The following is a 12,397-nucleotide window of genomic DNA, read 5'->3' on the forward strand; positions in this document are numbered from 1 at the left end:
GCCAGCTGTTATTCAGCAGCAATAGTATGGCCATTGGCACCCGCAGCGGCAGCCCCCGCAGTCTTCAGCGTCAGCACCGCTCCGGGCCGGCATAGCTGATCTGCGCTGCCGGACGCGCATACCATAAGAGCGTCCCTGTTACCCGCAGCAGCGCTAACGGTTATCTCCTCCCGGCTGACTCTCAGCCGGAAGCTGCCGCCCCGCAGGCTCAGCGGCAGGTCCACAGCCGTCCATTGCTCAGGCAGCGCAGGCTTCACCTGCAGCGTCTTCCCGTCAAACTGTACACCGGCAAAGCCGAGCACTGCCGCCATCCAGGCTCCTCCATTCGCAGCCGGATGCGTTCCGCCGATATACAGATCCCCGACATACTGCTTGGATTTCCCGGTCAAATCCACAGTAGCGGTACGCATAAAGTAAGGGTATCCCCAGTCGGGTGAACCGATATCTGCCGCTACCAGCGCATAGATACACGGGCTCAGGCTGGAGCCGTGCTCGGTACGCGGTTCATAGTACTCCCAGTTGGCCTGCTTGATCGCTCTGGAATATGAGCCTTTGAACAAATTCAGCATAAGCACCACATCAGCCTGCTTTAGGATGGTAGTCGTAGTCGCAAGCCCGTTGCCGCCGCCCAAGTATTCATTAGGGTTGAGCACTCGGGCTTTCAGCTCTGCCAGCGGAACATCCTCCAGCCTATAGTAGCGGTCAAACTGCTCGATGAGCAGGGTGTCCGGATCTGGCTGTGGAATGTAGAAGGACTCCAGCATTTCCCGGAATTCCTTCAGAAAAGGCCCCTCTGCGAATTGTACGGCCAGCCGGCTATACTGCTCCGGATACACGGTCTGCAGCAGCTCCGCACACTCCAGCGCTACCTCCAATGTCCTGCCTACCAGGGCATTGGTAAAAGCATTGTTATTGACACGCTCATGGTACTCGTCAGGACCGGTAACATCCAGAATTTCATAGCGCTGCTTAACCGGATTATAGTAGGCATAGGAATAGAAGAAACGGGCGCATTCCCAGATCACTTCGGCCCCGCCGTCCATAAGCAGGCTGTCGTCCCCGGTGAACGCAATGTACTGCCAGATGCCGTGGACAACATCCGCGCTGATATGCACCTGCTTATCCCGGAAATAGGTGCGCATCGGCCGGCCAGTAAATACATCGTTTACATTAAAAAGCGTACAGGCATCGTCGCCCGTATCCTGGCTCTCCCAGGCGTAAAAGGCACCCAGGTAACCATATTCAGCCGCCTTCCGCCGCGCACCGCCCAGCGTATGAACCCGGTACATCAGCAGATTGCGGGCTGTGCCAGGGTCTGTATGCAGGAAAAAGGGCAGCATGAACATCTCCGTGTCCCAGAACACTGCACCCTTGTACACCTGACCGGACAGCCCTCTGGCCGGAATCGATACCTTCTCCGATTCAGTCGGAGCAATGATCAGCAGTTGATAGATGCTGTATCTGAGCGCAAACTGCGCGGCGTCATCTCCTTCAATGAGGCAATCGCTCCGCTTCCAGTGTTCCGCCCAGGCTTCACAGTGGGCTGCAAGCAGTTGTCCATATCCGGCTGCTTCCGCTGTGCGTAGATTCTGCAGTGCCAGTACGGCCGGATCGCTGCAGTCCAGTTCCGTATAGACTGCCGCATATTTAAACCATTCGTAAACCTCTCCGGCCTTGATGTCAAAAGCAATGAACCGGCGTGCACCCTCCCCCGCCGTTTCTTGTGTCTCAAAACGGCATACGGTCATTTCTGCGACCGCTACCTGCAGACCAAGCTCACCTGTCACTGCTGTAGACAGAAGCACTCCCTCTATACGCTGCTCCTGCAGTCCGTATAAATGCGGGCCGTTAATATCCCACACCTCACTGTCGATGCCCGTCTCCAGCTCAATCCGGCAATCTGACGTGGCAACCAGGCTAAACCTGGCCGCCAGCACATGCAGCTGACCCATGCTGACGAAGCGCTCGGCGGTAAAATCCAGCTCGCCTCCGCTGATGCTGTATACCGTCTTACGCTTGTGCACCGCCGCAGAAATATCCAGCTCCTGCCTGTGCGACAACGGCTCTGCGTCAAGTACTCCCAGCCGTTCACCGTTGCAGGAGAGTCTGGTGAACAGCGGGTTCGGCGCATTTACCGGCTCCCGCCATTTTCCTCCGGCTTGATCGTACACTCCGGCAAGCGTAATTGCAGCAAGCTGCTCCTTCCCGAATTCCTCCAGCGTTCCGCGGCAGCCCATATAACCGTTACCGGTCATATATTTATTTCCGTTCGTAACAATATTTTCCCGGCTGAATTCCCGGTCCTCTACCATCCAGCTCATCCGGCCACCAGCCCTTCAGCAAGCGGAAGCGTTACAATGTCCCGACCAACGCTCACCCGCTGTCCGTACACCATCATTTCTGTTCTGCCGCCGGAAACCGCCTGTATCTGTACCCCCTTCTGTCCAACCTCCATACGGACCAGTACTCCTTCGTACTGTACATGGAAGCTGTAGGACGTCCAGCGCTCAGGCAGCGTTGGACTGAAGCTGAGCCGCTCCCCGTCTGAACGCATGCCGCCGAACCCGTAAACAATATTCATCCAGGCTGCAGCAATCGAGGTGGTATGCAGTCCCTCGCGGGTATTGCGGTTATAGTTATCCAAATCCAGCCGGGTAGCGAATTCGAAGAACCGGTATGCCTCATCATACTTGCCGAGCTCACTGGCGAGAATCGAGTGAATGGACGGTGACAGCGAGGATTCATGGATACAGCGCGGCTCATAATAGTCATAATTGGCAAGCTTGGCTGCTCTGGTGAATTCACTGTTATACAGGAACATGAACATCAGCACATCAGGCTGCTTGATCATGTCATAGCGGTACAGCCGGTCGTAGGACCAGTTCGAATACAGCGGAAACTCCGTCACCGGAATAGAGTGGATATCCATATGCGGCATATCAAAGAACCCGTCATGCTCCTCATAGACGCCGCTGGCCGGGTCAAAAGGAATCTTCATATGCTCTGCTTTATTTGCCCAGTCCGCCAGTTCATCATCACGGAGCGCAGTCACGGCAGTCAGCTGAGCAAACCGCTCCGGTATAGACTCCCGCATTTCAGCCAGTGTGTCTCCCGTGTACTCGAACAGCTTTTTGGCCATCAGATTGATATAGCAGTTATTGTTCACCATCAGCTGAAATTCATCTGGACCCATTACGCCAAAATACCCGTACTCCCCGCTGCGTGCTCCCCACTGTCCGCGGGTGGCATAGAACCGGCTGATCTGAATCAGCATCTCGGCACCTTTACTGTAGAGAAACTCCTTATCACCCGTATTTTTCACATAATGCCAGATGCCGTAGGAGACAGCCGTCCCGACATGCAGCTGCAGATTGGAGTGCTGCCACAGGTCACAGCTTTCCGTTCCGTCGATGGTCGCTATGGGATAGCAGGCTCCTTCACAATCCACTTCCCCGGCCCGCTCCATTGCCTCCGGCAGAGTCTTATAGCGGAATTCCAGCAGGCTGCGGGCTGCCTTCGGATTGTTAAATATATAAAAAGGCAGGCAGTAAGACTCCGTATCCCAGAAAGCCAATCCCCGGTATGCTTCGCCTGTCAGGCCCTTCGCCCCGATGTTATAGCCCGGATGGTCGCCGTGGTATGTCTGGTACAGCTGGAAGATACAGAAACGGATGCCCTGCTGATTCTCCGGATCCCCTTCAATGCAAATGTCACTGGTTTCCCAGATCTCCTTCCAGTAGGCGGCCTGGGCCTCAAACACATCCTCTGCTTCAAGCTCTGCTGCCGCTGCGGCAAGCTTCATACCTTCTTCCCAGAGCTGCTCTTGACTGCGCGTACTTCCGGTGTCCGCACAATTGACGGCAAGCTTCGTATAATGAATCCTTTCTCCTTCTATTAAAGGCAGCGTGAAGGACTGGCCCGCGAACCTGTCACGCACTACCGCACACGGATTCAGCTCAGCCGGAGAATGCAAGGCAAAGCCTGCGAACAGCTTGTTGCCGGTGGTCAGCGTTTCTGCCATAATTGCCGTAATTCCCTCCGCAGAACCGCTGCGCAGGCTTTTCCACATACTTTGGCCCCGCTCCTCATGGACTGCCCCGAAATCAAGCCCTGCACACACCTGCACCTCACCCGTGAAATTATGCGGCTCAAAGTCCACCTTCTGCAGCCCGAGATGTGACATCGTCATGCTGACCAGACGGGTGAACGTGATCTTCAGCTCTTTTCCGCTCTCCAGCAGCCACACGAATTCACGGCTGTAAGTACCGGTACGGAAATCCAGCCTGCGGCTGAAGCCCTTCACCTTACTGTGAGCCAGATCCAGCTGTTCGCCGTCAACAGTAATCCGGGTATACAGCCAGTCCACTGCATTCACCATATAACGCAGCGAGCGGATGATCCCTTTATAATGGCTCCCGGTGGCGTGCTCTTCATATAATCCGTTAAAATAGCTGCCCAGCAGCGTATCGCCCGAGTACCCCTCCTCCGGATAGCCACGCACCCCCATGTATTCATTGCCCAGCGAAAAAATTGACTCCGATACTCTATTACGCCCCGGATCAAAGCCTTCTTCGATTACCGCCCACGGATCTACCTTTAAATATTTATCCGCTACTTTCGCCATGTCTGATTTCTCCTTCTCCGTTTTTTTGATACACGCCATAAGCGTACCTTGCATCTTTCACAGGGCCAATGTCAGGCTGTAACGGAGTTATGTGCATTTTTACGGAGTTGAATAAAATCCCTATTTCACAATATAATCTATAAGAAATGTCTCCTTTCAGGCAGAAAACACAAAATAACCGCCTCCCAGCAATTGTGCTAATTGGGAAACGGCTGTTATAATAGACGAATATATATGGATTTTCCCCTGTCACGGTGAAAAACGTATCAATTCTCACATATTTGAAGTGAAAATTATCACAATGTTAAAAATTCGACACTTTTTCGCGAAAATTTTTAACCATAAAGAGGAATTACCATGTATAATTAATTTAAAATTTACTGAAAAACTGAGGGAATAAAGGGGATGTCGATTATTATGATAAAGGAACATTACAATGTTATCGAAGCCCACGGAAATACAAACTGTTTCTCCGAACAGAATTTCAACAGACTTCTCGTTACAATGAAGGAACGTATGGTCCCTGAAGGATCACATCTGTTCTGGGAAGGCGACTACTCGGATAAATTGTTTTATATCAAACGTGGACGCGTGAAGCTGACCAAATCTACAGACGAAGGCAAGGAACTCATTCTTTATATGTACCAGGCAGGTGACATGGTTGGCCAGGCCGACCCGTTCTTCAGCACGAAGCACAGCTTCACCGCTGAAGTCATTGAAGAAAGCGAAGTTGGCGTAATTGAGCAGAAGGATCTGGAGATTCTGATCTGCCAGCACTGTGATTTTGCGATTGACTTTATGAAGTGGATGGGCATTCACCACCGTCTCACACAGACGAAATTCCGTGATTTGATGATGTACGGCAAACCGGGCGCATTGTGCTCTACCCTGATCCGTCTTGGCAACACCTACGGCGAGAAGAATGGCGACAACATTCTGATCAACAAAAAAATTACGCATACGGATCTGTCCAACATGATCGGCGCTACCCGTGAGAGTGTCAACCGTATGCTGAGCGATCTGCGTAAAAAAGATGCAGTTGAATATGAGAATGGCATGATCGTCATCAAGGATCTTGGTATGCTGCAGGAGATCTGCCACTGCGAAATGTGTCCGAACGAAATTTGCCGGATTTAATTCCCTAGTAATAATACCCTCTATTCTCCTCATTGAAACAGTTCTGGCCCAAATATTATTTAATAAAAATAGAGTGGTCAAAGGCGCCGTGCAGGCGTCTTTTTTTCTGTGTTCAGGCGACTTTTCATAGGCCTATCCCCCAAGCACCGTATACACCCGGTGTAACAAAAAAACTGCCCCAAAGGCTTATGCCTTCAGGACAGTTTATCAGGACTTCCTTAACGTTTGCTGAACTTGTTGCGGACAGGAGAGATCAGCCAGTATGCTGCGCCGACGAACAAGCCGCCGCCGATGATGTTGCCGAGCGTAACCGGAATCATGTTATGCAGCCAGCCGGCTACTGTAACGGTCTCAGGGTGGTTAGGCAGCAGAACAGCCACGCTAAGCAGGGTCATGTTAGCGACGCTGTGCTCGTAGCCGCTGGCGATGAAGGCGAACAGGCACCACCAGATGAGCACCAGCTTGGCAGCTTCGCTTTTGGCACGTGAGGACATCCAGATGGCCAGACAGACAAGCCAGTTACAGAGAATGCCGCGGAAGAACAGCTCCGAGAACGGAAGCGTCATTTTTTTGGCTGCGGCGGCGAAGATCAGATGCTCCGCGGGAGCTGCCTTGAATAATCCGGTGCCCTGGATCAGCAGGGCCAGGATAACGGCGCCGCCGACGTTGCCGATAAAAACAATCACCCAGTTTTTGACCGTGTCCCATACGGATGTTCTTCCGGCAAGGGTACTGACGGTAAAAAACATATTGTTCCCGGTGAACAGCTCCGAGCCGGCAAAAATGACCAGCGTCAGGGCGATCCCGAAGGAGGCGCCCATCACGAGCGGCTGGAACGGCGATTTAATCGCCGCCAGCGGTGCTCCCAGCGAAAAGATTAGAATAATTCCGATTCCGACGTATGCCCCTGCGAGCAGCGCCGCCAAAAAGTACCGCGGCAAATTTTCATTCATTTTATCCCGTTTGCTGACTGCTGCCTCTACGATGTTCTCGACGCTTTGCGTAAACATCTCTCCACCCCGCCATTTCTTATCTTAAATTTAGCTTTGAATCAATGTACCCTGCAGGGTAACTTTAACACTTTCCCCGTCTACAGTAACCGGGAATGTGGCGACTCTTCCTTTGTCGGGAGCCTGAACCTCTCCGCTGCGCAGATCAATTTTCCAGTCATACAGCGGATCGTACAGGTAATGCCCGGACACAATTCCTTCCGCGAGCGGGCCGCCCTTCGGATGAGGATTCTTGTTCTCCACCGCGAAAATCTGGCCATCCGAGGTTTTGAACACAGCCAGCTCCACCGAACCGCAGCCGATTACACGGCCGATCTGCGGCAGGAAATGCTGAACCGTCCCTATCGTATACTCATGGTTTGTGTTTTCCATCGTTTTCTCTCCTCCTGGGCGTTTATTTTAGTGCTGGGCTTTTTCGAACAGGGCGCTGCGTGTGTCTTCTTCCTTCAGCATTTTTTTCCATGGATCGGATACCTGGGCCAGGGCAAAATCGATCCGTGCCGCCAGCTCCTTGCGGTTCTCCTCATTGTTCAGAATTACGCTCTGGATCTTCTCAAGACCCATGCGTTCTACCCATTCCGAGGTTCTTTCCAGATAATTGCCTGTTTCACGGTAGAACTGCATTACGGCAGAGCATACTTCAACCAGCTCTTCATCGGTCTTCACTTTGCAGAAGGAATCTGCGATCCGCGGCTTGATACCGCCGTTACCGCCGATGAATACTTCCCAGCCGCCGTCATTACCGACGATACCGATATCCTTGGTACAGGATTCAGCACAGTTACGCGGGCAGCCGTTCACCGCCATTTTGAACTTGGCAGGGAAATCAAGGCGTTCGTATTTACGTTCAAGCATAGCCCCTACACCCATGGAGTCCTGTGTACCAAAACGGCAGAATTGGTTGCCGACACAGGTTTTGACGGTGCGCAGCGATTTGGCGTAGGCATAACCTGAAGGCATATCCAGCTCTTCCCACACTTTTGGCACATCTTCTTTTTTGACGCCGATCAGGTCCAGACGCTGTCCGCCGGTTACCTTGACTACCTTCACATCATATTTCAGAGATACATCCGCAATCCGTTTCAGATCTTCTGGGGTAGTCACACCGCCGTACATACGCGGAACAACTGTAAAGGTACCGTCCTTCTGAATGTTGGCGCTCATCCGTTCATTGACAAAGCGCGACTCCTTCTCATCCTCATGCGTATCCGGATAGATCATGCCCAGGTAATAGTTGACGGCCGGACGGCACTTGGAGCAGCCTTCAGGCTGTTTCCACTCCAGCACATTCATAACTTCCTTGGTGGTCTTCAGTCCTTTTGCTGTAATCTCGGCAACAATTTCATCACGGCTGAGCGATGTGCAGCCGCAGATACCGGTTTTGGCGCTTTCTTTAAAGCTGTCGCCCAGCACGAACTGAAGAATTTGTTCAACAACCGGCTTACAGCCGCCGCAGGAACGTGTAGCTCCGGTGCAGGCTTTGATTTCATCTACAGTGGTAAAACCGTTCTCTGTTACCGCATCGACAATCGCTTTTTTGGTAACCCCGTTACAGCCGCAGACGATTTCTTCATCTGCCATTGCTTCAACGGACATGCCCTTCTTAGCACTGCCACCGCCGCCGCAGCAGCCGGTTCCCATTACTTCACTGTAAATCTCATCGGTCATCTCTGTGCCTTGTTTCACAAGCTTCTGCAGGTTTGCAGATTCGGTAACATCACCGAACAGTACAGCACCGACAATTACATTATTTTTGAGCAGAATCTTCTTATAGGTTCTCTTCCATTCATCTTTAGCGGAGATAACAGTATGCTCCGGTGTATCTGTAAACTCGCCTGCCGAAAAGACGTCCACACCGGAAATTTTCAGCTTGGTCGATACAACCGAACCTTCATACGGCTGGGTAGCTGCTCCGCACAGGTGCTTAGCCAATACCATCCCCTGTTCAAACAAAGGAGCGACCAGACCATAGCAGGTTCCGCGATGCTCTGTACATTCACCGACAGAGTAGACATTCTCCATGGAAGTCTGCAGATAATCATTGACAACAATCCCGCGGTTCACGGTAATGCCGCTGTCTTTAGCCAGCTGGGTATTTGGTTTGATACCTACAGCCATGACCACAAAATCCGCCTGCAGCTCCGAACCGTCGCTGAATCTCAGTCCGTTGACACGTTCATCCCCGGTCAGCTCCACCGTCTGCTTGCCCATGGCGAATTTTACGCCTTGACGGGTAAGCTCTGCCTGCAGCATGGACGATGCCGTATGGTCCAGCTGACGTTCCATCAGATCCTCCAGCAGATGCACTACTGTGACATCCATCCCGAGGTTAACCAGGCCTTTGGCTGCTTCAAGTCCGAGCAGACCGCCGCCGATTACTGCCGCAGTACGGTACTGCTTGGCAGCCGCCAGCATTGCATCGCAGTCAGCAATGTCGCGGAAGCCGACCACGCCTTCTTTGGTGCTGCCCGGAACAGGCAGAATGAAGGAATTGGAGCCTGTTGCAATAATAACTTTGTCGTAAGGAACAGCCAGTCCGTTCTCAGCGATGACCTGGCGGGATTCCTCATCAATCTTTACAACCGTAGTTCCTGTATGCAGCGTAATGTTGTTGTCTGCGTACCACTGGCGGTCATTCAGAATAATATCTTCGATGCTTTTGCTGCCTTCAAGCACATAGGACAGCATAATCCGGTTGTAATTGGGATGAGGCTCGCTGCCGAAGATCGTAATATCATAAGCGCCGCCCAGCTTCAAGATCTGTTCAATCGTGCCTACGCCCGCCATACCGTTGCCTATTAATACTAACTTTTCTCTCTCCACTCTCACTGTTAAAACCTCCCCAAAACTCTTAAAATTCTTAGAATTTTATCTCGTACCTGAATTATACATTTTAAATTTGAACGGCATTTGTGATTACAATCACAATAAATGTGAATCTTTTCACAATATTACATGTCATGTTAGCTTACATTTAGTTTGTTGATTGCTCGAAGTTTGCACACAAAAAAACAGCCAGCTCTCCCTTCAGCCGCTGCCTGCAGCTTAGAGAAAAACGGGCTGTACAAATCCTTCCTGCCGGTGACGGTCGATTACCGCAAAACCAGTGAAATCTCAAGCTCATCCTGGATTCGCAGCTTCATATCTATGCCGCTGTCGAGCAGTGTCTTATCGTTCAGCTTCAGCTTCCATTCTTCATTTGAAAGCGGCTTGTATTCCTTGACAGCGAGCAGCGTTCTGTTATTCTCGGCCAGATGGACCAGCCCGCTGCTTTTCAGCAGTCCCCTCACCGTCAGATTCTCTGTATAAGGCATCACATAGGATTGGGTCAGCTCGGGCTGGCCGATCCCGCCGTTGACGGTGAGAATAACCGGCTGAAACAGAGCTTCCTGTGCAGCAGCGGCCGTTATAAGGATCGTATCTTCCTTCTTGACCACCGTGCCCGGATCAGCCACTGGCTTACCGCTTAGTTGAATCTCCCAGGCCATATCCGGACCGAGCGATATATGGTTTACAGTCAAAAGAGCTTTGCCGTCTCCGGCAAAGGTGACAAGGCCGCTGGCGTCAAGCAGCTCCTTCACGGTGATCTCCGGCTTATAGGCATCACTGATCTGCCGGCCAGAGCTGCCGGTCAGATCCGTATCTCCCACTTTTACGGAAAACGCAGGCTGAACAGCACCGGCGGCAGCATTATTTACTTCCAGATTCCCGTTCAGGGCATCACAGCCCCCGGCAATCACAATGAACAAGACTCCCAGACACAAACGCCACAGCAACTTCACTTGCACTTCTCCGGCACCGCCTTTTGTAGCCTGAACACAGCTTCCAGCATTTTCTCAGGCATGTAGTCGTTATGTATTACTCCTATTTAAGGATAACGTAAATAGACAGGCTTCTCAATCATACCGCTGTCATTTTCCGGAATATTTACTGCTGGAGCCTGAGGAATAATTGGGAAATAACCCCTTTAGGCTGTGCACAGGCTGCATTAAGCACAGAAAAAGCCCCCGAAGGGGCCATTAACATCACAGACTGCTCCGCTTATTGATAACGCAGGAACAGGTTGTTGTTTTCCAGGTGTACATGCTCGAAGGTCATGCCTTCCAGCTCCTCAAGCCGGGCATAGGTCAGACGATAAGTTGTGCAGGCATGCGGCGGCGGAGTGAAGTCATTGGTGACCGCACGCAGCTCGCGCAGAATTTCGCCGGCTCCTTCATGCTCCTGCTCCAGATTATGCAGCAGCTCGTGCAGCTCAGCCAATCCGGCTTCGCTTGGATTCTCGCTGTAAGCCAGCATTTTAGGGAATTCAACTTCCTCTTCCTGTGCGGTATGCTTCAGCAGGTCTTCACGCAGCAGATTGAACAGGCGGTGTACTTCGGCCAGGTGCGGGGAATCCTCACCGTGCACACGGAACACCTTGGTAACATTCTGGCTGATTTGCGGAAGCTCTTCACGCAGGTAGCGGTGATGCTTGTTCACAATATGCTCTACCAGTTCGCGCGACGAAGCCTGATTCCATTTTGTATCCTCTTCAAGCACCGGATGCTCCTCCACCAGCTTGTGCAGGTCACTGAGCAGCCCCTCTGCATTCAGGCCCTTCTCTTCGGCTGCTTCAGTAAGCGGCTTTGCACCGCCGCAGCAGAAATCGATCCGCTGTCCTTTGAAGTAATCTGCTGCTTTCGGAAATTTCAGTACGATATCTCTTACGAAATCTTCACCGCTAAAGCTAAGCTGTTCTGTAGTCTGGTTTATTTGATTGGCCGTCATAATAGGCCCTCCCTCGTGTTATTGGTCTAAGTTCTTTCTTACCTCTACACAATAACGCTTGGCGGAACCCCGGCTTGTGATTTTACGCACTAAATAAATAAAATTTTATTGAACATAGTAACTAAGTAAAAATGTATAATATGTTTGACATTGTGTATACTATATATTACATTATATCCGAGGTGAAGAAATGGGAAAGAACCTGCGGCTCAAAGCCGCCAGAGCAGAAAAGGATTTGTCACAGAAGCAGCTTGCAGAGGCTGTGGGCGTTACCCGGCAGACTATTATTGCTATCGAGAATGGTGATTACAACCCCACAATAAGGTTATGTATTGATATTTGTCTGACTTTGGGCAAGACGCTGGATCAACTTTTTTGGGAGGCTGATGATCATGAGAAAAGCTAAGCTGGATGAACGGCAATTGCAGAAGCGGAACCAGGCGGGCAGGCAGACCTTTTACCTGATGGCGTTCCTGCTGCTCGCTGATATGGGGCTCCATAATTACGGTATTCACTGGCTCGATTATCCGCTCAGCAACTATTTCATCTTTCTTGTCGGTGCCGGCTCCTATCTGGTACGGACCATCTGGAACGGCTCTTATGTCGGACCGGGCAGCGGAAGCCTGACGTCCGCGAGCCGGAGTCTGGTTGGCGCTTTGCTCGCAGTGCTCATAGCGGTGTGTGTAATAACACTGACCCTGTCCAATACAGCCGGTGAATCACCGGTTCGTGGCACTGCCCTCCCTCTGCTGATCATTTCGGCAACAGTCGCAGTCGTTATCCTGGGCGGTGTCCGCTGGATTAGGAGACGGGCTGAGCAGGACGAAGCCTAACAGCGCAAAAAGCACCTCCGGATAGA

At 51.7% G+C, this 12,397-nt stretch carries 10 protein-coding genes; 3 read left to right on the forward strand and 7 right to left on the reverse strand.

What is annotated here, in order from left to right:
• Positions 1-8: 8 nt before the first annotated feature.
• Together AC4G46_RS22410 and AC4G46_RS22415 are read right to left on the reverse strand one after the other, a co-directional pair.
• Positions 9-2,321, reverse strand: coding sequence for a glycosyl hydrolase family 65 domain-containing protein (locus AC4G46_RS22410; protein ID WP_491124644.1), 2,313 nt, complete (start codon positions 2,319-2,321; stop codon positions 9-11).
• The gene (locus tag AC4G46_RS22415; protein ID WP_491124645.1) at positions 2,318-4,624 is read right to left on the reverse strand and encodes a glycoside hydrolase family 65 protein; all 2,307 of its coding nucleotides are present in this window, start codon (positions 4,622-4,624) and stop codon (positions 2,318-2,320) included. The genes AC4G46_RS22410 and AC4G46_RS22415 overlap by 4 nt, the downstream gene beginning before the upstream one ends.
• A gap of 417 nt (positions 4,625-5,041) precedes the next feature.
• On the opposite strand from AC4G46_RS22415, the gene AC4G46_RS22420 reads away from it, so the two are divergent.
• Positions 5,042-5,761 carry a Crp/Fnr family transcriptional regulator gene (locus tag AC4G46_RS22420; RefSeq protein ID WP_260509899.1) on the forward strand — a complete coding sequence of 240 codons (720 nt, stop codon included), beginning with the start codon at positions 5,042-5,044 and terminating at the stop codon, positions 5,759-5,761.
• Between the two features lie 218 nt (positions 5,762-5,979).
• Here the strand turns inward: AC4G46_RS22420 and AC4G46_RS22425 are convergent, their stop codons facing one another.
• The 5 genes from AC4G46_RS22425 to ric all read right to left on the reverse strand — a co-directional run bounded on the left by AC4G46_RS22425 (position 5,980) and on the right by ric (position 11,538).
• On the reverse strand, positions 5,980-6,771 hold the full coding sequence (locus tag AC4G46_RS22425) for a formate/nitrite transporter family protein (RefSeq protein ID WP_221798364.1): 792 nt from the start codon (positions 6,769-6,771) through the stop codon (positions 5,980-5,982).
• 30 nt (positions 6,772-6,801) lie between these two features.
• Positions 6,802-7,143: a nitrite reductase small subunit NirD gene (gene nirD, locus AC4G46_RS22430; RefSeq protein ID WP_491124646.1), complete on the reverse strand. Its 342-nt coding sequence runs from the start codon at positions 7,141-7,143 to the stop codon at positions 6,802-6,804.
• A gap of 27 nt (positions 7,144-7,170) precedes the next feature.
• Entirely contained in the window at positions 7,171-9,600 is a 2,430-nt protein-coding gene (gene nirB / locus AC4G46_RS22435) for a nitrite reductase large subunit NirB (RefSeq protein WP_491124647.1), read from the reverse strand.
• Between the two features lie 263 nt (positions 9,601-9,863).
• Entirely contained in the window at positions 9,864-10,553 is a 690-nt protein-coding gene (locus AC4G46_RS22440) for a hypothetical protein (RefSeq protein WP_491124648.1), read from the reverse strand.
• A 259-nt stretch (positions 10,554-10,812) separates the two neighbouring features.
• Positions 10,813-11,538, reverse strand: coding sequence for an iron-sulfur cluster repair di-iron protein (ric, locus tag AC4G46_RS22445; RefSeq protein WP_491124649.1), 726 nt, complete (start codon positions 11,536-11,538; stop codon positions 10,813-10,815).
• Positions 11,539-11,728: 190 nt separating this feature from the next.
• Here ric and AC4G46_RS22450 point away from each other — a divergent pair, with 190 nt between their 5' ends.
• A complete protein-coding gene (locus tag AC4G46_RS22450; RefSeq protein ID WP_491124650.1) occupies positions 11,729-11,944 on the forward strand; it encodes a helix-turn-helix transcriptional regulator in 216 nt (71 codons plus the stop codon).
• Positions 11,931-12,371 (forward strand): hypothetical protein, encoded by a 441-nt coding sequence (locus AC4G46_RS22455; protein WP_491124651.1) that lies wholly within the window; start codon positions 11,931-11,933, stop codon positions 12,369-12,371. The genes AC4G46_RS22450 and AC4G46_RS22455 overlap by 14 nt, the downstream gene beginning before the upstream one ends.
• Positions 12,372-12,397 lie beyond the last annotated feature (26 nt).

Source organism: Paenibacillus sp. fava2, from assembly GCF_058313675.1.